Source organism: Burkholderia pyrrocinia (genome assembly GCF_022809715.1).
Taxonomy (GTDB): domain Bacteria; phylum Pseudomonadota; class Gammaproteobacteria; order Burkholderiales; family Burkholderiaceae; genus Burkholderia; species Burkholderia pyrrocinia_C.
In genome coordinates this window covers 2,029,330-2,051,090 of the sequence record NZ_CP094459.1, presented here as the reverse complement: position 1 = coordinate 2,051,090, position 21,761 = coordinate 2,029,330, and the positions used below count along the sequence as shown (strand labels likewise).

Below are 21,761 nucleotides of genomic sequence, written 5' to 3'. Positions count from 1 at the left end.
AGTGAATGCGAATCCGAACCGGGCCACGAACCCGCTGCCATCCGGCGAACGGCAACATGTCTTCCCGCCGCCGCTGGATCGCGATTACCGCGTCGAAGACGGGCGCGTCCGGACGCGCTCGCTGGAAGCGCATATCGTCGATCACTGCAACCTGACCTGCGCGGAATGCTGCTCGCTGTCGCCGCTCCTGCCCGAGTGGCATGCGAGCCCCGATTCGCTCGATGCCGATCTGCGCATGGCCGCGAAGGTCTTGAGCCCGCGCATGTTCAAGCTGGTCGGCGGCGAACCGCTGCTGCACCCGGCGCTCGTCGAGCTCGTCGAACGCGTGCGCGCCACGGGCATCGCGCCCGTGATCTCGGTCACGACGAACGGCCTGAAGCTCGGCGAGATGCCGGACGCGTTCTGGCAGTCGGTGGATGCGCTGACGATCTCGCGTTACCCGAAGCCGTCGCTTTCGCCCGACCTGATCGCGCACGTCGAGCACCAGGCGGCGCGTTTCGACGTCCGTCTGAACTGGAAGGTGCAGGACGTGTTCACGACGATGAATCGCGCACAGCCCGGCACGGACCGCGACGACGCGCAGCGCCTCTATCGCGATTGCTGGATCCGCGAGCGCTGCCATATGATTCGCGACGGCATGTTCTACACGTGCACGCGTCCCGCGCATTTCCATACGCTGTACAAGGGTGAGAAGGATTTTCAATCCGACGGCCTGCCGCTGCGCGACGACGCAGGCATGCTCGACGCGATGCTCGCCTATCTGCAACGCGAGGCGCCGCTCGAAGCGTGCCTGCATTGCCAGGGCGGCAGCGCGCCGGTGGCGCCGCATCGCATCCTCAAACGCATTGAAGTGGACACCTTGAAGGCTCGTTATCCATGATCGTCGGCACGCGCGACCTGTTCGGTTTCGATCGTCTGCACTACCATCCGCGCAGCGGCGTGTCGGCGTCCGGAATCCGGGCCGTCCTGCATGCGTCGGGGCAACCGGCCGGCGCGCCGGACACGTCCGCCATCGCCGGCTATCTGAGCGGCGAGCGTCCCATCGGCCGCACCGTGCTGCGCGACGTGCTGGCAGTGCCGCCCGGCCATGCGCTGATCCGTTCGCCGCAAGGGCTGGCGGTGCAGCCGGCGCCCGAGCGGCCGCAGCGCGGCGATCTGGAAACCGTGCTGCGCGCATCGCTGCAACGCGCGCTCGACAGCGGCAAGCGCGTCGCGCTGGCGCTGAGCGGCGGGCTCGATTCGGCGCTGCTGCTCGCGTTGCTGCGCGAACTCGGCGCGCAGCGGCACGTGACGTCCTACATCCTCGCGACCGACATGCCGGACTATTGCGAACGGGATGCCGCACTCGAACTGGCCGCGCAGATGCAGGCGACGGTGAAGATCGTGCGCGCGAACGAGGCCGATTTCGTGGCCGCGCTGCCGAGAACGACCCATGCGGTCGAGGAGCCGATGTTCAACCTGCATCCGGTCGCGAAGCTGCTGCTGGCCGAGGCAATGGCCGCGGACGGCATCGAGGTGGCCATCACCGGCGACGGTGCGGACCAGGTGCTGCGCCGCGACCGGTCGGCCAACTATCTGCCGCTGTGCCATGCGTTGTTCGATGCGGCGTCGGTCGACCTGTATCCGCCGTTTGTCGACGCCGCCGTCGTCGCGCATCTGACGAGCATCGAACCCGACCCGAACAAGCAGTGCCTGCGCGATCTCGGTGCGCGCCTGAACCTGCCGGACCGGCTCGTGCACGGCCCCAAGCGCGGGCGGCTCGCGCCGGCGATGGACCTCACGGCACTACTCGATCGCGACCGCACGCATGCACTGGCCGACACGCTCGGTCTTGCCGTGCCCACATTGCAGGCGGATACCGAACGCGTGCTGTGGGCGACGCTGACGCTGATCCTCGATCATCTCGACCACATCCACTTCGATGCCGCGCATCGCCCGACCTGAGCCGCTCATGAAACGCATCCTGTTCTGCGTGGTGCCCGAAAAAGGGCACGTCAATCCGTGCATCGGCCCGGCCCAGCATCTGCGTGCCGCCGGCTGCGACGTCGCGTTCTACGCGCCGGCCGACATCAGCGCGCAGCTCGACGGCGCGGGCGACTTCGCGTTCGTCGGGCCGCGCGAGACACCCGAACGCCACGACCTGTCGCGCGGCGCGAGCTTCGCGGCGAACATTCGCGATGCCGACTGGCTGCGGCACTGGATCCGCACGCTGCTGATCGATCTCGCGCCCGCGCAGGTGGACGGCATCCGCGCGGTGCTGCGCGAATGGCGGCCCGACGTGGTCGTGATCGATCCGCTGCTCTATGCGGCGGCGATTGCCGCCGAGCTGGAAGGGCTGCCGTGGGTCTCGATGTCGAATTCGCTGAATCCGGTGCTGCCGGACGATCTCGATTCGGAACTGCTGCGCACGGTGCGCTGGCTCGCGCCGGAACGCACGCGCCTGTTCGCGCGCTACGGTCTCGACGCGCGCTTTCGCGGTTGCGACATCCTGTCGCCGCATCTGACGCTCGCGTTCACGACCGATGCGCTGGTCGGTGCGCCGCCGCCGGGTATCGAACTGGTCGGCCCCGCGTTGCCGTCCGGCCCGCGCGGCGACGAGACGCCGTTCCCGTGGGAACGCCTCGACGCGGATCGCCCGCTCGTCTACATGTCGCTCGGCAGCCAGCTTTATTACCACCCGGACGTATTCGCGAAGGTGATCGACGCGACGCGCGCGACGTCGGCGCAACTGGTGCTGTCGGTGGGCGAACTGGTCGATTCGGATCTGCTGCCGGCCGGTGACGAGCGTGTCGTCGCGGTGCGTTATGTGCCGCAACTCGCGCTGCTGCGGCGCACGCACGCGTTCGTCAGCCACGGCGGCGCGAACTCGGTGATGGAGTCGCTCGCATGCGGCGTGCCGATGCTGCTGTCGCCGTTCTGCAACGACCAGTTTCATTCGGCGCACTTCGTCGAACGGGCCGGCGCCGGATGCGTGCTGGATCTGCAGCAGGCTGGCGTCGCGGACATTACCGATGCGCTCGAGCGCCTGTTGCGTCCCGGGCCGCTGCGCGAGCACGCGGCGCGGATCCGTGCGAGCTACGCGCGCGACGGCTCGGCGCAGGCCGCCCGCCTGATCAGCGAACTCGCTTCAGGAAGCCGCCTGGCGACAGCGTCATGAGCACGCGGTCCTCGATGTCCGCGTCGACTTCGAACCGGTCGTCGCGGGCGAGAAATTCGCGCACGGCCGTCGCCGGGTTGTTGCCTTTGCCGTACGGCTTGCCGTCGAACATCGATGCCGGCAGATATTCCATGATGGTGTCCATCACGATCGCGTAGCTGCCGGGCGTCACGAACGATGCATAACATTCGAGTTCGCGCAGCACGTGCGCGTGCGTATGCGTGAGATCGAGGATCGCCATCACGCGCGCGCCGTCGCCGATCTGGGCGCGCACCGACGCGAGCGTGTCGGCCGCGCACGATTCGCCTTCGATCAGCACCATGCGATCAGCGAGCCGGTGCGATTGCAGGCGCTGCCTGACCTCGTCGCGCAGGCGCGGCTCGATCGCGACGACGCGGCCGCGATCGCCGTTCAATTCCAGCATCGACGCGGAGAACACGACGCCGCCGCCCGCCGCGATGCCGGTCTGCACGATGCAGTCGGGGCGTTCGCGCCAGATCAGTTCCTGGAGCGCGAGCATGTCGCCGGGCAGATGGAAGAAGCGCTCGCCGAGCCAGCGCGTCTGGAACAGATGGTCGAATTCGGCAGCGCGCGTCAGCCATTCGATGTTGATGTCCCGCATGCGGGCCGAAGGACGCTCTGACATGGTCAATGCAACGAGTAGGAGTGACGTGAAAACGCTGGAACCCTGGCTTCGCCGGCACTGGAACCTCGGGCCGGCGCGCCTGCAGGCGCTGTCGTCGGGCCATACTAACAAAACGTACCTCGTCGAGTGCGATTCGGAGCGCGTGGTGCTGCGCGTGTCGTGGTCCGGCAAGCCGGTCGAACAGGTGCATCGCGAGGCGTCGATACTCGGCGATCTCGGCCGTTCGCGAACGGCGCCGATGCTGCCCGCGCTGCCGCGACTGCGGCCGACCGTGGATGCGCAGCCCGGTGTGCAGGTGTCCGATGGAAGCTGGCTGCATCTGTTCGAGCATATCGACGGCAGCCCCGGCTTGCCCGACGACGCGCAAGCGGGCGCGATCGATGCGATGCGCGCGCTCGCGCATCTGCATGCGGCGCTGGCGGCGATATCGGCGACCGAATCGGCACCGCTGGCGTGGCTGTCGGCGCGCCATGCACGCGTGTCGGCGCGCGCAATGCCGTCGTTGCCGGGCGAGTTGAGCGGCGATTACGGCACGATGATCCGGCGAATCGGCATGCATCTCGACGCCGCGGCACGCTGGTTGACGGGGCCGGTGCATTGGCTGCACGGCGACTATCACGCGGGCAACCTGCTGTACGTGGGGCGTGCGGTGAGCGGCGTACTCGATTTCGACGATGTCGGGCAGGGTGCGCAATGGCTCGAGGCGGCCTTTGCGCTGTTCGCGCTGTCGCGCGATGCGGGCAGGGACGATCACTTCGTTTTCGATGCGCAGCGATGGGACGCCGGCCTGCAAGCCTACGCGGCGACGCGGGCCGATGCTGCGCCGGACTGGATGCGCGCGAACCGCGCTGCGTTGATGTCGCTGTTCTGCGTGGACCAGACGCTGATCCATCTGGAAGCCGCGCAACGCGGCCTGTGGATGCCGGGGCCCGGCATCGGGTTTCTCGGCGGCTGGCGGCAGTTGCTGGACGGCGCGGCGCCCTGAAGCTGGCCGGCCGCCGCGTCAGTTTTGTCGATTCAGGAACAGGCGCACGGCTTCGACCGTGTTGGGGCGCGCTTCGCCATGCCGCGATCCGTCGTGCATGCAGAACAGCACGTCGCGATGCCGTGCCGCGCTGTCGGCGACATGCGCGCGCATTGCGTCGAACAGTGCTTCGGGCGACGGCGCCGGGCGCAGCCAATCGTCGAGGATTGCGCTCCAGCCTGTGTGTTCGCGTTGAAGGCGTGCAAGTACGCCGGCGCGATTGTCCTGCGGCATCAGCCCGTAAGGCAGGCGCAGCGGGATCGTATCCGGTGCGGGCATACCGGCCCGGCGATACGCGTCGCGAATCAGCGCGTCGGTCGCATCGATTTCGGCGATCAACTCGTCGTCCGCCAGCGCGCCCGGTCTCGCATGCGAATGGGTGTGGTTGCCGAGCCGATGGCCTTCACGCGCCATTCTCGCCGCGATGTCGAGCGCACCCGCGAGGTTCTTGCCGAGCAGGAAGAAAGTCGCTGCGCACGAGGCGTTGCGCAGGACGTCGAGCAAGGCTGGCGTCAACGGGCCGGGGCCGTCGTCGAAACTGAGGTGAATGGACATCGCGGGGAGGGCGCGCGCGTGAGTGGAACCGGAACGATAGCGCAATCCGGCGGCTGACCGGTCGTGCGTCGTCAGCGAGCGCAAGCGTGCGGGCGCAACACGGCCGGGCGATACCGCCCGTGCTCAAGCGTTGAATCGCTCAATCGTCGCAAGCAAGCGCCGGCTCGTCCGGAATCGCTCGCTCCGCCAGCGCGACATAATCGCCCGACGCCGTGCGCTCGACCCTTGCATCGACGCGGTACGCGCGCCGCAGGTTCGGCGGCGTCAGCACGTCGGCCGGTGCGCCGTCCGCGACGAGTCCGTCGGCGCTCAGCAGCACGAGCCGGTCGCAGAAGCGCGATGCGAGATTCAGGTCGTGCATCGCGACCAGCACGATCGCGCCGCGCCGGCGGGCCGCTTCGCCGACCGCCTCCAGCGCGAGCAATTGCCAGCGCAGGTCGAGCGCGCTGGTCGGTTCGTCGAGCAGCAGCAGCGGCGTGTCGCGCACGAGCACCTGCGCGAGCCCGACCATCTGCCGCTGGCCGCCCGACAACCGGTCGAGCGACGACATCGCCAGCGGGTGCAGCCGCAGCCGCGTGAACACCTGTTGCAAACGCCGGTCGCGCGTCGCGTCGGACAGGCCGCCGCAGGTGGCGCGCAACGCGCTGCGCACGGCTTCGTACACGAGCAGCGACGACGGTTGCGGCAAGGTCTGCGGCAGATAGCCGACCTGCCGTGTGTGTTCGCGGCGCGACCCGCACAGCAGGTCGAGGCTGCCGAATGCCGCGCGACCGGTCGCGGACGCGAGCCGCGCCAGCGCGCGCAGCAGCGTCGACTTGCCGACCCCGTTCGGCCCGAGCAGCCCGATCGTCGTGCCCGGCTCGACCGGCGCGAGCGACAGCCCGTCGAGCACGACCCGGGAGCCGTAGCGGACGCACAGCGCGTCGAGATGCAGCATCGACTCAGCCATCGAGCCTCCTGCGCCGGCTGACGAGCAACATGAACAACGGCACGCCGACCAGCGCGGTGATGATGCCGATCGGCAGTGTCACGCCGGGGATCAGCGTCTTGCTGAGCACGGACGCGCCGGCCAGCATGATCGCGCCGGCGAGCGTCGCGCCCGGCAGGTAGTAGCGATGCTCGTCGCCGACCAGCAGCCGCGCGACGTGCGGCCCGACGAGGCCGACGAAGCCGATCGTGCCGACGAACGACAGCGCCGTCGCGGACAGCAGGCTGATGCGCGCGAGCGCGACGAGCCGCAGCCGCTCGACCGCGATGCCCATGCTGCGCGCCTGCTCGTCGCCGGCGCGCAGCGCCGTCAACGACGCAACGTCGACGCTTGCCCACAGCGCGCAGGCGGCGAACACGCAGGTCAGCAGTGCGATCTTGCCCCACGTCGCGCGGGCCAGGCTGCCCATGCTCCAGAACACGATCTGCTGCAGCGCATTCGCGTCGGCGATGAACTGCAGCAGCCACAGCAGGGCCTCGAAGCTGAACATCAGGCCGATGCCGAACAGCACGACGGTTTCGGTCGACGCGCCGTGGCGCCACGCGAGCCAGACGATCAGCAGCGTCGCGACGCTCGCGCACACGAACGCGCCGAGCGACAGCGCGACGTTCTCGTTCCACAGCACGAGGTGCCAGCCGGAAATCACGACGAGCGACGCGCCGACGCTCGCGGCGGCCGACATGCCGAGCGTGAACGGGCTCGCGAGCGGGTTGTTCAGCACGGTCTGCATTTCGGCGCCGGCGAACCCGAGCGACGCACCGACGAGCACGGCCATCAGCGCATACGGCAGGCGCACGTCCCACAGGATCACGCGCTGTTCGAGCGGCAGCCCGTCGGGCCGGAACAGGCCGCCGACCAGGTCGGCGACCGGAAACGACGACGGGCCGGTCGAGACGTCGACGACGAGCAGTGCGACGAGCACGCATGCGAGTGCGGCCAGCGCACCGATACGCCGCGCGGCGACCGCGCGGTAGCGGAGTCGCAGCGACGGAGGCGAAACGGGTGTCGTCGTGCTCATGCGGCCGCTCCGGACGCGGGCTCGACAACCACGCGTGACGCAAGCACGAGGCTCGGCAGCACGACGCCGCCGTGATCCTCGCCGTCGATCAGCCGGAACGCGGCGTCGAGCCCTGGGCGGCCACCCACGCGCGCGACGAAGTCGCGGGCGGAACTGACCTGCTTGCGTGCCTGCTGGCGGCGCATCCGTTCGGCGTCGGGGTTTGGAGCGCCTTCCTCGAGGCTGCCTGCGGTCACGAGGACGCTCAGCGGTGGTGCGAGCGGGGCGATTTGCGCGGCGAACCGGTCGGCATAGGGCAGCAGCGCGCGCTCGCCCCACCAGATCGACGGGCTCGCGGCCACGTAGCGCCGAAACAGGTGCGCGCGCGTGAGCATCGCGTACAGCGTCAGCAGGCCGCCGTACGAGTGGCCGAACAGCGTCTGCCGCTCGGGATCGACCGGCAACTGGCGGGCGAGCCACGGCTGCACGTCGTGCTCGATGAAGTCGAGAAAGCGGTCCGCGACGACGCCGCGGCCGTTCGGCAACGGCGCAAGCGTGTAGTCGTCCGCGCGTGCGGCCATGTCGTAGGGCCCGTCGACCGGATAGCCGATGCCGATCACGACGGCCTCGGCGTCGCGCGCGCCGTCGGGCCGCGCGCGGAGATTGCGGACGAGCTGCGCCGCGAGCGGGAACAGCGCATTGCCGTCGAGCACGGTGAGCACCGGATGGGGCGCCGAGCCTGAACGCTCGGCCGGTAGCGAGACGAACAGACGCCGCGTGCGGCCGGCGATCGTCACGTCGAACTGGCGGCTGTTCGGCACGACGACCGGCAGTGCGGCGTCGAGGCCGGGCCACGCAGGCGCATCGGCGGCGCGCGCGGGCGCGAGCCGGCCGCCGAGCGGGCCGGCCAATCCGGCGACGAGCAGGGAGCGGCGCATGGAGGAGGCGGGCATCCGCATGTCAGGACCCTTCCTGCGCCCAGTATTCGCCTTGCAGCGGAACGGGCTGGAAGCGTCGCACCATCGTGTCGAACGTGGTGCGCGGATCGAGATCGGCGAACAACGCCGGATGCAGCCACTTGGCCATCGCCTGCACGGCGACGACGTTGAACGGCGAATTGTAGAAGTGATGCCAGATCGCATACGCGCGCCGCTCGCGGACCGCGCGCAGTGGCGCGATCTGCGGCCGCTTCAGCGACCGGTCGAGCGAACGGACGGCGGCGTCGTGCGGCACGCCGGCGCCGAGCGCGATGCGTTGCGGTGCGCTTTGCAGCGTCTGGAGCGAGCCGATCGCGGTGCCGATGTAGAAATCGGGCTGGCGGCTCAGCAGGTATTCGGGGTTCAGCGTGCCGTGCTCGCCGGGCACGCGGCCTTTCGCGACGTTGTTGCCGCCGGCGGCGTCGAGCAGGTGACCCATCATGCCGGTCATCGTGTCGCAGCAGTCGCCCGACAGGCCGACGCGGCTTTCGAGGAACACGCTCGGCGCGGCCGGGCGCGCGGTCGCGAGCCGCGTGCGGACGAGATCGAGCTGCTGCTGCCAGTACGCGTTGAATTCCGTCGCGCGCTGCGGCGAGCCGAGCACCTGGCCGAGCAGCGCGATGCTGCGCGGCGTGTTGGCGAGCGGGTCGTGCCGGAAGTCGACGAACACGATCGCGACGCCGGCCGCCTCGAGCCGCGCGAGCGTTTCGCGATCGCGCTCGCCGGGGCCGTGGCCGCCGCCGAGCCCGAAGATCGCGACCTGCGGACGCAGCGCGAGCGCGCGCTCGTCGCTGAAGCTGCCGGACTGCGAGCGTCCGATGCGCGGCACGTCCTTCAGGCGCGGGAAGCGCGCGAGCCATTGCGCGTAGCTCGCGGGATCGAGCTGCTCGAAATCACCCATCATGCCGACGAGGCGGCGCGTCGGATCGTCGCCGTCGACCACCGCCAGCGCCGGCAGCAGGCGACCCTCGCCGAGCAGCACGCGCTCGACGCGCGCAGGAATCCGGACTTGCCGCCCGGCCAGGTCGGTGACGGTCGTCGTGTCCGCCTGCGCGGCATGCATCACGAGCCAGCCGCACAGCCATACACCCAACATGGCCCACATTCCGCTTGTTTTTTTCACGCGACTCCCGATACGATATAAATGAGAACAATTCTCATTTGATTGTAGCCGAGCCGAGGCCGTGACAGGGGCATCGGCCATTTGATCGAACACCAAAATAGTTTGCGCGGGCGCAAGAGGCCTGTGCGCGGGGGTATGACGACATGACAGCGCTGACGCCAGCCGCTTCCCATTCCGATCGCTATCGACACGACGCGCACGTCGCGCGGATCCGCGAGGTGCGGCCCGGGTTGCGGATCCATTCGGACGACGCAACCGACGAATTCGACGCCGTGATGTCGGGGCAGTGTTCGCCGGGCCTGCATCTCGTGCTGCTGCTCGAGGGTGCGCTCGACGTGTCGTACGGCGATCGGCGCGTGGTGTTGACGACGGACGGGCGGCGCACCGGCCGCACGGACCGCGAAGCCGCGCGGCCTGCGGTGCGGATGCAGTCGTTCCTGCTCAACGCGGTCGAGCCGGACACGTTCCGCAGGCGGCTCAGCAAGGGCGGTTACGCGCGGCGGCTGAGCCTCGCGATGTCGGGCGAATGGCTCGGCCATCTGCAGGCGGCCAGCCGCGGCGTCCTGCCGGAACGGCTCGACGCGATGCTGTCCGCGCATCTCGCGATCCGCTTCTGGCAGCCGACGCCGCGTGCGACGGCGCTCGCCGAACAGATCGTGCGGCCGCCCGCCTATCAGCCGATGCTGCAGGCGATCTATCTGGAGAGTCGCGTGCTCGAACTGCTCGCCGAGGCCTTCACGCCGCTCGAGACCGGTGCGGCGCAGACGGCGGACGCGTCGCTCGGCTCGCGCGACTATCGGCGGATGGCCGAGTTGCGCGCGTTCCTCGCGAGCGACGCGGCGCAGGAACTGTCGCTCGACGACATCGCGCGGCACGCCGGGATGAGCGCGAACGCGATGCAGCGCCGGTTCCGCGCGGCCTATGGCACGACCGTGTTCGACTTCGTCCGCGAACATCATCTGCAGCGCGCGCGGCTCGCGCTCGAGCGCGATGCGGTGAGCGTCAAGCAGGCTGCGGCGCTGGCCGGCTACACGAGCGCCGCGAACTTCGCGACGGCCTACAAGCGCCGCTTCGGCGTCACGCCGACGCTGGCGCGACGCAGCGACCGGCGCTGACGACGGCCGGCGACGGCGCTCAAACGACTTCGATGCTTACGCAAAGATTTCGGTTGATTACATGTTTCATAATGAGAATGAGAATCAATCACATCATGAAACATCGAAAGCGCCACCATGTCGAATCAAGCTGCAAGCTTTGCATTCAAGCCGGTCGTCGTTGCCGGCCTGTATCTGATGGGCGCGTCGTGCGCGTGGGCGCAGACGCCTGACCCAACGGCGGAACCCGCCGCGGCGTCGTCTGTCGCCGCCCGATCCGCCGCCGCCGGACCGGACGACCGGGCCAAGCCGGCCGGATCCGCGCCGCCGGAGGCTGCCGCCGATCCGGCCGCGCTGAAGGAGATCGTCGTCACGGCGAGCCGCCGCGAGCAGGCGATCCGCGAGGCGCCCGCGAGCATTTCGGTGATCAGCCGGGAAGACATCGACGCGAAGCCGTACACGTCCGTCGCCGAGATCGTCGCCAACGTCGAGGGCGTGAGCGTCGTCGGTGCTTCGCCGAACGACCAGGACATCTCGATTCGCGGGATGCCGGGCGAGTACACGCTGATCCTCGTCGACGGCCGCCGCCAGAACACGCGCGAAACGATGAACCGCGGCACGGCCGGCGTGCAGTCGAACCTGATGCCGCCGCTGTCGGCGATCGAGCGGATCGAGGTCGTGCGCGGGCCGATGTCGTCGTTGTACGGCGCCGACGCGATGGGCGGCGTGATCAACGTGATCACGCGCAAGGTGCCGAAGCGCTGGGGCGGCACGATCACGGCCGGCAGCGTGTGGCAGCTCGAATCGAACCAGGGCGACACGCAGAGCGTCGACTTCTGGCTTGGCGGTCCGCTGAAATCCGACGTGCTCGGGCTGCAGGCGTCGGGGCGTCTCCTGCATCGCGGCGAAGACGACATCTACTACCCGAACAGCGGAACGAGCGGGGCGAACGGGCAGCGGATCGGCAGCTTCGATGTGAAACTGTCCGCGAAACCCGCGAGCAACCAGGACGTGAGCGTCAATATCGGGCGCGAGCAGCTTACCTATCTCAGCACGCCGGGCAAGAGCGCCGCGCCGCTTACGCCGCGCACGGCGGCCACCGCGCTCACGGAGACGCGTCATATCCGCGATTACTGGGGCATCACGCACGACGGCCGCTGGGGCTTCGGCGACACGACGGTATCGCTGTACGGCGAGCGCGGCGTGCAGGACCAGTGGACGCCGGCCGGGCGTTCGCCGGTGAGGCCCGCACTGACCGACACGATCCTCGAAGCCAAGGCCGCGATCCCGTGGTGGGGCGAGCGCAACATCCTGACCGTGGGCGGCCAGCACATCTGGTCGCGGCTGTCGGGCGTCAGCGTGCAGGACGCGGTGCCGAAAGGGCATGGGGCCAATGCGGATCGCGTCACACGCAACGCGTGGGCGCTGTTCGGCGAGAACGACTACTTCTTCAACGACCGCTTCACGCTGACGACCGGCGTGCGGCTCGATCACGACGACCGCTACGGCAGCCACGTGAGCCCGCGCATCTACGGCGTGTACCAGCTCAGCCGGGCGTGGACGGTGCGCGGCGGCGTATCGACCGGTTTCCGGCCGCCGTCGCTGCGCCAGAGCACGGCCGGCTACTGCATGACGTCGGGCGGCGCGGCGGGCGCGACGCCCGGTACGCTGTGCGGCAATCCGGATCTCAAGCCGGAGACGAGCCTGACCGAGGAGCTCGGCGTGCGCTACGACCTGGGCGACACGTACGCGGGCCTGACGCTGTTCAACAACCTGTTCAAGAACAAGGTGGCGAGCTACGACACGGGCAAGCCCGATCCGCGCTCGCCGGGCCGCAACATCTACGTGTACGACAACATCGACCGGGTCAAGCTGTACGGGCTCGAGATCGGCGCGGGCACGCGCCTGTCGCGCACGCTGAAGGTGTCGGGCGCATACACGCTGACCGAATCGCGCCGCGAAGGCAGCGGCGAGAAGGCGTTCAACGGCAGTTCGCTCGACGGCTATCCGCTCGACAAGACGCCGAAGCACAAATTCAACGTGCAGGTCGACTGGACGCCGACGGCCAAGCTCGATCTCTACGCGACGGCGAACTATATCGGCAGCGAATACTGGGCCGCGTTCCGCAACGGCGCGCAGGGCGTGCGCGAGCGGCCGTCGACGACGACCTTCGATCTCGGCGGGCGCTACCGGATCGACAAGCGTTTCTCCGTCAATTTCGCAGTGCTGAACCTGACCAACAAGATGGTGCCGATCGACGATCGCACGCGCACGACCGGGCTGAGCGGCAACTGGCTCGTCGACCAGGGGCGCCGCATCGCGGTCAGTCTGACCGCCGAAATGTGACGGCATGGCCGGCGCGCCGCGCCGGCTCGTTCAATCTGGAGGCAATGTCATGAATGCGATTTCCCGGCCTGACGAACTATTAGTACCCCATAACGTATGGGATGTGTATCGCGCGGATGCCCCGCTGTTTCTCGCAACGCCGGCGCATACGCTGCTGGCCTGCGATGTTGCGGCGGCGATCCCGCATGCGGACGCGCCGCTCGCGGCGCGCGTGAACGACGCGTTGCGCCGCGAGCGGGCCGACGGCTGCATGGGTGCGGCGGTAGTCGGCGCTGTGCCGTTCGACGTCGACGCACCGGCCGCGCTGCGGGTCGCGCGCACGATGCTGTGCGCGCGGCCGCTCGGCGCGCTGCGGGCAGCCCGCCCGGCCGGCACGCGCTACGCGACGCGCGAGGTGCCGTCGGCGGATGCCTATGCGGACGCGGTCGCGCAGGCGGTCGCCAGGATTCGCGCGGGCGAGCTCGACAAGGTCGTGCTGGCGCGCACGCTGGAGGCGACCGGCGACGCGCCGGTCGACGTTGCGGCGCTCGTTACGCGACTCGCGTCGTGCAATCCGCACGGCTATACGTTCTCCGTGGATCTCGGCGGGGGCCGCACGCTGCTGGGCGCGAGCCCGGAACTGCTCGTGAACCGCTTCGGCGGCATCGTGCGCGCGAATCCGCTGGCAGGCTCCGCGCCGCGCAGCCGCGATCCGGTCGAGGACCGGCGTCGCGCGCAGGCGCTGCTGGCGTCAGCGAAGGATCTCGACGAACACCGGGTCGTCGTCGAAGCCGTGCGCGACAGCCTCGCGCCGCTGTGCCGGCGGCTCGACGTGCCGGCGCGCCCGTCGCTCGTCCATACGGAAACGATGTGGCATCTGTCGACCGAGGTGTGCGGCGAAACCGACGCGGATGTGCTGACACTCGCACTCGCGCTGCATCCGACGCCCGCCGTCTGCGGCGCGCCGCGCACGGCGGCGCGCGACTGCATTCGCGATGCCGAGCCGTTCGATCGCGGCTTCTATGCGGGGATGCTCGGCTGGGTCGACGTGCACGGCGACGGCGAGTGGGTCGTCACGATTCGCTGCGCCGAAGCGTTCGACCGTACGCTGCGGCTCTATGCGGGCGCGGGTGTGGTCGCCGAATCGACGCCCGATGGCGAACGCGCGGAAACCGCCGCCAAGTTCCGGACCATGCTGGATGCGCTCGATATCGATCGAGATGCCGCATCGGGCGCCGCGCGGGAGGCTGCATGACGTCCGCGAACTGCACGCCGTGGCCGGACGCGTTCGCCAGCGCGTACCGGCAGAAGGGGTACTGGCTCGGCCAGTCGTTCGCTCAGTGGTTAGACGAACGCGTCGCGCGGCACGGCGAACGCATCGCGCTCGTACAGGGCGACCTGCGCTGGTCGTACCGGACGTTCGCGGCGGAAGCCGAACGCACGGCCCGCGCGCTGACCGCGTGCGGGATCGTGCCGGGCGACCGCGTCGTCGTGCAACTGCCGAACTGCGTCGCATTTTTCGCGGTGACGTTCGCACTGTTCCGGATCGGCGCGCTGCCGGTGTTCGCGCTGCCCGCGCATCGCCGGCGCGAGATCGGCTACTTCTGCCGGCACGCGGGCGCGCTCGCCTATGTCGCGGCGGAACAGCACGACGGGTTCGACTACCGGGCGCTCGCGAGCGAGATCCGTGCCGATGCGCCGACACTGCGTCACGTGCTGTTCACGGCGCCCGGCAATACGCGCGTCGCGCTGCCGGAGGCGACGCCCGACATCACGCTCCCGCCGGGGCCCGGCGCGCACGAGATCGCGTTCCTGCAATTGTCGGGCGGCAGCACGGGTACGCCGAAGCTGATCCCGCGCACGCATGACGACTACCTGTACAGCGTGCGCGAGAGCGCGCGCATCTGCGGGCTGACCGAGCGCAGCGTCTATCTCGCGGCGCTGCCGGCCGCGCACAACTATGCGCTGAGTTCGCCGGGCTCGCTCGGCGTCTTCGATGCCGGCGGCACCGTGGTGCTGAGCGACAACGCGAGCCCCGACGTCACGTTCCCGCTGATCGAGCGCGAGCGCGTGACGGTGGCGGCGCTGGTGCCGCCGCTCGTGCCAGTGTGGCTGGCCGCGGCCGGGCAGCGGCGCGGCGCGCTCGCGAGCCTCGAACTCGTGCAGGTCGGCGGCGCGCGCTTCGATCCGGCGCTCGCGGCGCGCGCGGCCGACGGCTTCGGCGCGCAATTGCAGCAGGTGTTCGGGATGGCCGAAGGGCTCGTCAACTACACGCGGCTCGACGACCCGCGCGACGTGGTGATCGCCACGCAGGGGCGCCCGATCTCGCCGGACGACGAGATCCGCATCGTCGACGACGACGACTGCCCGGTCGAACCCGGTGAGGTCGGCCATCTGCTGACGCGCGGCCCGTACACGATCCGCGGCTACTACGACGCAGCCGCGCACAACGCGCGCGCGTTCACGGCGGACGGCTTCTATCGCACCGGCGATCGCGTCCGCCTGACGGCGGGCGGCCAGCTCGTCGTCGAGGGGCGCGCGAAAGACCAGATCAACCGCGGCGGCGAGAAGATCCCGGCCGAGGAGATCGAACACCTGCTGCTCGCGCATCCGGGCGTCGTCGACGCGGCGCTGGTCGCGATGCCTGACCCGTATCTCGGCGAACGCAGTTGCGCATACGTGATTCGCGGCGCGCCCGCGCCGGCCGCAGCGGACCTCGTCCGATTCGTGCGCGGACAGGGCGTGGCCGCGTACAAGGTGCCCGACCGGATCGAATTCGTCGATGCATTCCCGAAAACGCCGGTCGGCAAGATCGACAAGCGCGCGCTTCGGCAGCACATCGCGGATCGGCTCGCCGCCGCCGCTTGACGGGCGCGGCGGCGCCCCGTCGATTCCTCCATTCCAATGCAATCCATCATGGCCATTCCGAAAATCGCTTCCTATCCGATGCCGGCCGAGCTGCCGGCGAACCGCGTGAACTGGCGGTTCGACCCGCACCGCGCGGCGCTGCTCGTGCACGACATGCAGGACTACTTCCTCGACTTCTACGACCGTGCGGCCGCGCCCGTGCCGACGCTCGTCTTGCATGTGCGCCGCCTGATCGATTTTGCGCATGCGGCCGGGATGCCGGTCTACTACACCGCGCAGCCGGCGACGCAGGCCGCGGCCGACCGGGCGCTCCTGACCGACATGTGGGGGCCGGGCCTCACCGCGCAGCCGTCGCGTGCGGCGATCTGCGACGCACTCGCGCCGGCGCCCGGCGACACGGTGCTCGACAAGTGGCGCTACAGCGCGTTCCGGCGCTCGCCGCTCGAGACGCGCCTGCGCGAGCTGGGACGCGACCAGCTCGCGATCTGCGGGATCTATGCGCACATCGGCTGTCTGATGACCGCCTGCGACGCGTTCATGCGCGACGTGCAGCCGTTCTTCGTCGCCGACGCGCTCGCGGATTTCTCCGAGCGCGAGCACCGCATGGCGATCGACTACGTGGCCGGCCGCTGCGGGATGGCGGTGACCACGAGCGCGCTCGTCGGCGTCGCGTCAGCGGACGACGCGGCACCGACGCTCGCCGCGATCGCGGCGCAGGTCGCCCGCAGCCTGCGGATGCCTGCCGCCGACCTGCGCGAGCACGACAACCTGGTCGATTGCGGGCTCGATTCGATCCGGATGATGACGCTCGTCGAGCAGTGGCGCGCGCAAGGCTACGACGTCACGTTCGTCCAGCTCGCAGAGCAGCCGACGCTTGGCGCATGGACGCGGGTGCTGCAGCGCGCGGCGCAGGTGAGCGCATGACGGCGCGTCCGGCGATGTCCGATGCCCGTCCGGCGCCGTTCGTCAGCACGGCGGAGGTGTCGGTGCCGCAGGCCGACCGCGTGCTGTTCAAGCTGTGCAAGCACTACGCGATCAAGGTGCCCGTCGTGTTCGACGAACATCGCGCGACCGTCGATTTCCCGTACGGCGTTTGCCGGATGCTGCGCACCGACGACGTGCTGCAGCTTCGCTGCGAAGCCGATTCCTCGGAGCAGCTCGAGCAGATCCAGTACGTGATGGACGAGCACCTGGGGCTGATGGCGCGCAACCGGGCGCTGGTGGTCGCATGGGAGCGGGGCGCGTGATGCGGCCCGTCTCCGGCTCAACGAACCTCGGAGCAAGCCCGCTCATGAAAAACGAATCCTTGCCGATCCGCGCGACGTCCGCGCAATACGGAATCTGGGTCGCGCAACAGGTCGACCCCGACGATCCAGGCTATCTGACGGCCGAGACCGTCGAGCTCGACGGCGCGCTCGACGTCGCCGCGCTGACCGACAGCGTCGAGGCCGTGCTCGATCACGCCGACGCGCTGCACATGCGGTTCGCGTGGCAAGACGATGCGCTGTGGCAGGGGCGCCGGCCGCCGCGCACGCGGCTGCCGCTCGTCGACCTGTCGACGCAAGCCGATCCCGTGCAGGCGGCGCACGCATGGATGAAGGCGTCGCTCGCGATCTGCTGCGACGTGACGGCCGATCCGCTATACCGCACCGCGCTGCTGCGGCTGTCGCCGACCCGGCACTGGTGGTATCTGCAGGTGCATCACATCGCGCTCGACGGCTTCGGCTACGGGCTGCTGCAGCAGGCCGTGGCCGCCCGCTACAACGCGCGCGTCGGCGGCGGGCCGCTGCCGGCGCTGCCCGACTGGCGGATCGATCGCGTGGTGGAGGCCGAGGCGCGTTATCGCGGCGCCGGCGGCTTCGATGCCGATCGCGCGTTCTGGCGCGAACATCTGCGCGACGTGCCCGCGCCGCTCGTGCTCGCGCCGAAGCAGGATATTGCCCCGTGCGCGCTGCGCGCGACGCACGTGCTCGACGCGGAGCGCGTGCACGCGCTCCGCGCGGCCGCCGAGCGCGTCGACGTCGACTGGAATGCGTGGCTGCTGTGCGCGGTCGGCATCTGGCTCGCGAAGCAGGGCGGCCGGTGCGACCTGACGCTCGGGCTGCCGGTGATGAACCGGCTCGGCACGCCGGCACTCGGCGTGCCGTGCATGGCGATGAACATCGTGCCGCTGCGCATGCATGTCGGCGCAGGGCGCTCGCCGCGTGCGCTCGCGCGCGAATGCGCGGAGCGCCTGTGCGCGATCCGGCCGCACCTGTATTACCGGTATGGCTGGATTCGCGGCGATCTCGGGTTGCTGGAACGCAACGCGTTCCTGTTCAACCAGGCCGTCAACGTGATGCCGTTCGAACGGCAGGTCGCGTTCCACGGGCTCGCGAGCGATACGCGCGCGGTAAGCGGCGGCCCGGTGAAGGATCTGAACGTGACGCTCGCCGTGCGCGGCGGCGCGTGGCATCTGGCGCTGGAAGCAAACCCGAACGCATACGACGAGGCCGTGCTCGCCGCGCAGGCGCACGATCTTTCCGCGTGGCTCGACGCGTTCGCCGGACAGGCGCCGGACGAACCCGTCGGTGCGTTGCTCGACGGGATGCCCGCGCCGTCGATCGTGCGCGGTGCGCCGCTCGCCGGACCGTGCGACGACGTGCTCGCGCGGATCGAACGCATCGCGCTCGACATGCCGGCGCAACCGGCGATCGAGGCCGGCGACCGGCGCATCGACTATCGCGCGCTGCTCGCCGATGCCGATGCGCTTGCGGCGGAACTCGGACGACGGGGTGTGGCGCGCGACGCACGCGTCGCGATCGCGGCACCGCGCGCGCCCGACGTGATCGCGGCGATGCTGGCCGTGCTGAAGGTCGGCGCGACGATCATGCCGATCGATCCGGACGGGCCGCCGCAGCGCGTCGCGGCGATGCTGGCGGATGCAGCGCCTGCGCTGGTGATCACGCGCGATGCGTATCGCGAATGCGCAGGCGGCCGGCCGGTGCTCGATCTGGACGCGGCGCGTGTGCCGTCGCCGCATGACGTGGCGTGCGTGGCGCCCGACGCGGCACAGCCCGCGTACCTGCTGTACACGTCGGGATCGACCGGCCGGCCTAACGGCGTGCTGGTCGGGCGCGGCGCGCTCGCGCATTTCGTCGCGAGCACGCGCGACCTGTATCGCATCGGTCCGGGCGACCGGGTGCTGCAGTTCGCGCCGCTGCATTTCGATGCGAGCTTCGAGGAGATCTTCGCGACGCTTTGCAATGGCGCGACGCTCGTGCTGCGCGACGACGCGATGCTCGACTCGGTCGACGCGTTCACGGCCGAGGTCGAGCGCCGCCGCATCACGGTGCTCGACCTGCCGACCGCGTACTGGCACGTGCTCGCCCACGCACTGGACGTACGCCATGCGCAACGCCTCGCCGGCGTGCGCCTGACGATCATCGGCGGCGAGGCCGCGTTGCCGGAGCGGATCCGGCGCTGGCATGCGCACCTGCCGAACCAGGTGCTGCTGAACACCTACGGGCCGACCGAAACCACGATCATCGCGACGGCCGCGTGCGTGAGCGGCCCCGGCGCGGTCTGGCGCGACGGCGAGCCGGTGCCGATCGGCACGCCGCGCGCGGGCGTCGACGCGCAGGTCGTCGACGAGCGGCTGTATCCGGTGGCCGAGGGCCGCACGGGCGAACTGGTGCTGTGCGGCGACGCGCTGGCGCTCGGCTATCCGGGCAATGCGGCGCTGACGTCCGCGCGTTTCGTCACGCTGCCGGGGAGCGGCGCGCGTGCCTACCGGACCGGCGATCTCGCCACCGTGCGCGATGGCCGGCTGGTGTTCGACGGCCGGATCGACCACGAGGTGAAGATCAGCGGCGTGCGCATCGATCCGCGCGAGATCGAGGACTGGCTGCTGCGCACGCCGGACGTGCGCGAGGCAGCGGTCGTCGCGCTGCGCGGCGACGCCGACGTGACGACGCTCGCGGCGTTCGTCGCCGGGGTCGACGACACGGCCGCGCTGCGCGCGCAGCTCGCCGACGCGCTGCCGGCCGCGGCGATTCCCGACGCGTGGCACGTGCTCGAACGGCTGCCGCGCAACGTCAACGGCAAGACCGATCGCAACGCGTTGCATCAGCTCGCGATGGCGGGTCGCATCGGCGTGGACGACGATCCGCGCGCCGACGCGCTCGAACGGCAGGTGATGCACGCGTGGCGCAGCGTGCTCGGCGGCGTCGCGCTGACGCCGGATTCGAATTTCTTCGACATTGGCGGCAAGTCGTTGCAGGCGATCCAGGCGAGCGCGCGGCTGGCGACCGCGCTCGGCCGCGACGTGCCGGTGTCGATGCTGTTCCGCCACGCGACGGTCGCGGCGCTGACGGCTGCGCTGCGCACGCCGCTGCCATACCGGCCGCGGGCGGCGCGCGACGCGTTCGCGCCGCATCTCGCGATTCAGGCGGCGGGCGGACCCGCGCAGCGGCTGATCTGCATCCATCCGGCCGATGGCCTCGCGTGGAGCTACCTGCGGCTCGCCGCGTACCTGCCCGACACGACGATCGACGGGCTGCAGCTGTCGGTCGATGACACGAACGGCGCGGCCGATTTCGACGCGCTCGTCGACACCTATGTGCAGCGCGTGCGTGCGCTGCAGCCGAACGGTCCATACCACCTGCTCGGCTGGTCGCTGGGCGGCGCGCTCGCGTACGCGGTCGCGGCGGCCCTCGAACGCGCAGGCGCACCGGTCGGCGTGCTCGCGCTGATGGACAGCTATCCGTCGTCCGCATGGACGGCACAGCCGCAGCCGGAGACGGGCGACGCGCTGCGGATCCTGCTGACGGTGAACGGCGATTTCGACACGGCGGCGTTGTCCGACGCGCTGCTGCGGCAGCGCCTGCTGCGCGCGAACAGCCCGTTCGCAGCGCTCGGCGGCGCAGGGCTCGACGTGCTGGTCGACGCGACGCTGCGGCAGATGCGTCAGTTCCGTGCGGCGCCGACCCCGCATTACGGCGGCGAACTGCTGCTGTTCAACGCGACCCGCAAGCGGCCCGGTACACCGGCGCCCGACAGCTGGGCCGTGCACCGGCCGGCGGCGTTGCCGACCTGCGTGGCGCTCGACTGCTCGCACGACGGGATGTCCGATCCCGAACCGATGGCGGCGATCGGCGCCGCACTGACCGAACGGCTCGCCGCATGGGCCGACATGGAAACCGATACGAGGAACTTGAAGCGATGAGCAGGGAACCCGAAATGACATTTCCGGCGGGCGTGGCCGTCGTGACCGGCGCGGCGCGCGGGATCGGCGCCGCCGTGGTTCGCGCGCTCGCCGCGCGCGGAGCCGACGTCGCCGCGTTCGACGCCGACGGCGACGCGCTGGCGCGCGCGACCGGGGATCGGCCGCCGGCGCCGGGCCGCGTCCATCCGTTCACGGTCGACGTGGCCGACGCGCACGCCGTGCGCGCGGCAATCGAGCACGTGGAGGCGGCGGTCGGCCCGATCGGCATGCTCGCGAACGTCGCCGGCGTGCTGCGGCTCGCGACCGCGACGTCGCTGAGCGACGACGACTGGGCGCATTGCTTCGCGGTGAACGCGCACGGCGTGTTCCACCTGTCGCGCGCGGTCGCACAGCGCATGATCGTGCGACGCGCGGGCAGCATCGTGACCGTCGGGTCGAACGCGGCGCTCGTGCCGCGCACGCAGATGGCCGCCTACGCCGCGTCCAAGGCCGCCGCGCATCAGTTCACGCGCTGCCTCGGCCTGGAACTGGCCGGCCACGGCATTCGCTGCAACATCGTCGCGCCGGGTTCGACCGACACGCCGATGCAGCGCCAACTGTGGCGCGGCCCGGAAGGCCCGGCGGGCGTCATCGCGGGTTCGCTCGAAACCTATCGCACGGGCATCCCGCTCGGCCGCATCGCCACGCCGGACGACGTCGCCGGCACCGTGCTGTTCCTGCTGTCCGATGCCGCGCGCCACGTGACGCTGCACACGCTGTGCGTCGACGGCGGCGCGACGCTCGGTGTGTGACGGCACGGCC

Annotated in this window: 18 protein-coding genes; 12 read left to right on the top strand and 6 right to left on the bottom strand. The window is 70.2% G+C overall.

What is annotated here, in order from left to right; translation table 11 throughout:
- The first annotated feature begins 1 nt into the window (after window position 1).
- The 3 genes from MRS60_RS09525 to MRS60_RS09515 are packed head-to-tail and all read left to right on the top strand — an operon-like array spanning window position 2 to window position 3,157.
- Window positions 2-880: a 4Fe-4S cluster-binding domain-containing protein gene (locus MRS60_RS09525; protein WP_243564607.1), complete on the top strand. Its 879-nt coding sequence runs from the start codon at window positions 2-4 to the stop codon at window positions 878-880.
- Window positions 877-1,944, top strand: coding sequence for an asparagine synthase-related protein (locus tag MRS60_RS09520; protein ID WP_243564606.1), 1,068 nt, complete (start codon window positions 877-879; stop codon window positions 1,942-1,944). The genes MRS60_RS09525 and MRS60_RS09520 overlap by 4 nt, the downstream gene beginning before the upstream one ends.
- 7 nt (window positions 1,945-1,951) lie before the next feature.
- Window positions 1,952-3,157 carry a glycosyltransferase gene (locus MRS60_RS09515; protein ID WP_243564605.1) on the top strand — a complete coding sequence of 402 codons (1,206 nt, stop codon included), beginning with the start codon at window positions 1,952-1,954 and terminating at the stop codon, window positions 3,155-3,157.
- Here MRS60_RS09515 and MRS60_RS09510 read toward each other — a convergent pair.
- Window positions 3,114-3,803: a cephalosporin hydroxylase family protein gene (locus tag MRS60_RS09510; RefSeq protein WP_243564604.1), complete on the bottom strand. Its 690-nt coding sequence runs from the start codon at window positions 3,801-3,803 to the stop codon at window positions 3,114-3,116. The two genes, MRS60_RS09515 and MRS60_RS09510, sit on opposite strands and share 44 nt — an antisense overlap.
- A 25-nt stretch (window positions 3,804-3,828) precedes the next feature.
- Between MRS60_RS09510 and MRS60_RS09505 the strand changes: the two genes are divergently transcribed.
- Complete coding sequence (locus MRS60_RS09505; RefSeq protein WP_243564603.1) at window positions 3,829-4,788, top strand: phosphotransferase; 960 nt, start codon at window positions 3,829-3,831, stop codon at window positions 4,786-4,788.
- 18 nt (window positions 4,789-4,806) lie between these two features.
- Here the strand turns inward: MRS60_RS09505 and MRS60_RS09500 are convergent, their stop codons facing one another.
- The 5 genes from MRS60_RS09500 to MRS60_RS09480 form a co-directional block, all read right to left on the bottom strand.
- Window positions 4,807-5,382, bottom strand: coding sequence for a polysaccharide deacetylase family protein (locus MRS60_RS09500; protein WP_243564602.1), 576 nt, complete (start codon window positions 5,380-5,382; stop codon window positions 4,807-4,809).
- A gap of 139 nt (window positions 5,383-5,521) precedes the next feature.
- Entirely contained in the window at window positions 5,522-6,331 is an 810-nt protein-coding gene (locus MRS60_RS09495; protein WP_034181327.1) for an ABC transporter ATP-binding protein, read from the bottom strand.
- Window positions 6,324-7,388: a FecCD family ABC transporter permease gene (locus tag MRS60_RS09490; protein ID WP_243564601.1), complete on the bottom strand. Its 1,065-nt coding sequence runs from the start codon at window positions 7,386-7,388 to the stop codon at window positions 6,324-6,326. The genes MRS60_RS09495 and MRS60_RS09490 overlap by 8 nt, the downstream gene beginning before the upstream one ends.
- Entirely contained in the window at window positions 7,385-8,305 is a 921-nt protein-coding gene (locus MRS60_RS09485) for an alpha/beta hydrolase (protein WP_235212497.1), read from the bottom strand. The genes MRS60_RS09490 and MRS60_RS09485 overlap by 4 nt, the downstream gene beginning before the upstream one ends.
- A 22-nt stretch (window positions 8,306-8,327) precedes the next feature.
- Window positions 8,328-9,449, bottom strand: coding sequence for an ABC transporter substrate-binding protein (locus MRS60_RS09480; protein ID WP_034181330.1), 1,122 nt, complete (start codon window positions 9,447-9,449; stop codon window positions 8,328-8,330).
- Window positions 9,450-9,610: 161 nt separating this feature from the next.
- Here MRS60_RS09480 and MRS60_RS09475 point away from each other — a divergent pair, with 161 nt between their 5' ends.
- The 8 genes from MRS60_RS09475 (at window position 9,611) to MRS60_RS09440 (ending at window position 21,751) form a co-directional block, all read left to right on the top strand.
- Entirely contained in the window at window positions 9,611-10,582 is a 972-nt protein-coding gene (locus MRS60_RS09475) for a helix-turn-helix transcriptional regulator (protein WP_243564600.1), read from the top strand.
- Between the two features lie 117 nt (window positions 10,583-10,699).
- Window positions 10,700-12,907: a TonB-dependent receptor domain-containing protein gene (locus MRS60_RS09470; protein ID WP_243564599.1), complete on the top strand. Its 2,208-nt coding sequence runs from the start codon at window positions 10,700-10,702 to the stop codon at window positions 12,905-12,907.
- Between the two features lie 49 nt (window positions 12,908-12,956).
- A complete protein-coding gene (locus MRS60_RS09465; protein WP_243564598.1) occupies window positions 12,957-14,141 on the top strand; it encodes an isochorismate synthase in 1,185 nt (394 codons plus the stop codon).
- Window positions 14,138-15,754: a (2,3-dihydroxybenzoyl)adenylate synthase gene (locus MRS60_RS09460; protein ID WP_243564597.1), complete on the top strand. Its 1,617-nt coding sequence runs from the start codon at window positions 14,138-14,140 to the stop codon at window positions 15,752-15,754. The genes MRS60_RS09465 and MRS60_RS09460 overlap by 4 nt, the downstream gene beginning before the upstream one ends.
- Window positions 15,755-15,802: 48 nt before the next feature.
- Window positions 15,803-16,678, top strand: a complete 876-nt coding sequence (locus tag MRS60_RS09455) for an isochorismatase family protein (protein ID WP_243564596.1) — start codon at window positions 15,803-15,805, stop codon at window positions 16,676-16,678.
- Window positions 16,675-17,001 (top strand): DUF2218 domain-containing protein, encoded by a 327-nt coding sequence (locus tag MRS60_RS09450; RefSeq protein ID WP_034181402.1) that lies wholly within the window; start codon window positions 16,675-16,677, stop codon window positions 16,999-17,001. The genes MRS60_RS09455 and MRS60_RS09450 overlap by 4 nt, the downstream gene beginning before the upstream one ends.
- Before the next feature lie 44 nt (window positions 17,002-17,045).
- Window positions 17,046-20,960: an amino acid adenylation domain-containing protein gene (locus tag MRS60_RS09445; protein WP_243564595.1), complete on the top strand. Its 3,915-nt coding sequence runs from the start codon at window positions 17,046-17,048 to the stop codon at window positions 20,958-20,960.
- Complete coding sequence (locus MRS60_RS09440) at window positions 20,957-21,751, top strand: 2,3-dihydro-2,3-dihydroxybenzoate dehydrogenase (protein WP_243564594.1); 795 nt, start codon at window positions 20,957-20,959, stop codon at window positions 21,749-21,751. The genes MRS60_RS09445 and MRS60_RS09440 overlap by 4 nt, the downstream gene beginning before the upstream one ends.
- Window positions 21,752-21,761: the final 10 nt, after the last annotated feature.

What these genes read in the sequence shown, in the direction of transcription:
- MRS60_RS09495 (WP_034181327.1), bottom strand. Translation starts at nt 6,331, where the DNA reads ATGGCTGAGTCGATGCTGCATCTCGACGCGCTGTGCGTCCGCTACGGC.
- MRS60_RS09455 (WP_243564596.1), top strand. Translation starts at nt 15,803, where the DNA reads ATGGCCATTCCGAAAATCGCTTCCTATCCGATGCCGGCCGAGCTGCCG.
- MRS60_RS09450 (WP_034181402.1), top strand. Translation starts at nt 16,675, where the DNA reads ATGACGGCGCGTCCGGCGATGTCCGATGCCCGTCCGGCGCCGTTCGTC.
- MRS60_RS09485 (WP_235212497.1), bottom strand. Translation starts at nt 8,305, where the DNA reads ATGCGCCGCTCCCTGCTCGTCGCCGGATTGGCCGGCCCGCTCGGCGGC.
- MRS60_RS09465 (WP_243564598.1), top strand. Translation starts at nt 12,957, where the DNA reads ATGAATGCGATTTCCCGGCCTGACGAACTATTAGTACCCCATAACGTA.
- MRS60_RS09490 (WP_243564601.1), bottom strand. Translation starts at nt 7,388, where the DNA reads ATGAGCACGACGACACCCGTTTCGCCTCCGTCGCTGCGACTCCGCTAC.
- MRS60_RS09440 (WP_243564594.1), top strand. Translation starts at nt 20,957, where the DNA reads ATGAGCAGGGAACCCGAAATGACATTTCCGGCGGGCGTGGCCGTCGTG.
- MRS60_RS09445 (WP_243564595.1), top strand. Translation starts at nt 17,046, where the DNA reads ATGAAAAACGAATCCTTGCCGATCCGCGCGACGTCCGCGCAATACGGA.
- MRS60_RS09510 (WP_243564604.1), bottom strand. Translation starts at nt 3,803, where the DNA reads ATGTCAGAGCGTCCTTCGGCCCGCATGCGGGACATCAACATCGAATGG.
- MRS60_RS09460 (WP_243564597.1), top strand. Translation starts at nt 14,138, where the DNA reads ATGACGTCCGCGAACTGCACGCCGTGGCCGGACGCGTTCGCCAGCGCG.
- MRS60_RS09520 (WP_243564606.1), top strand. Translation starts at nt 877, where the DNA reads ATGATCGTCGGCACGCGCGACCTGTTCGGTTTCGATCGTCTGCACTAC.
- MRS60_RS09480 (WP_034181330.1), bottom strand. Translation starts at nt 9,449, where the DNA reads ATGTGGGCCATGTTGGGTGTATGGCTGTGCGGCTGGCTCGTGATGCAT.
- MRS60_RS09500 (WP_243564602.1), bottom strand. Translation starts at nt 5,382, where the DNA reads ATGTCCATTCACCTCAGTTTCGACGACGGCCCCGGCCCGTTGACGCCA.
- MRS60_RS09475 (WP_243564600.1), top strand. Translation starts at nt 9,611, where the DNA reads ATGACAGCGCTGACGCCAGCCGCTTCCCATTCCGATCGCTATCGACAC.
- MRS60_RS09470 (WP_243564599.1), top strand. Translation starts at nt 10,700, where the DNA reads ATGTCGAATCAAGCTGCAAGCTTTGCATTCAAGCCGGTCGTCGTTGCC.
- MRS60_RS09515 (WP_243564605.1), top strand. Translation starts at nt 1,952, where the DNA reads ATGAAACGCATCCTGTTCTGCGTGGTGCCCGAAAAAGGGCACGTCAAT.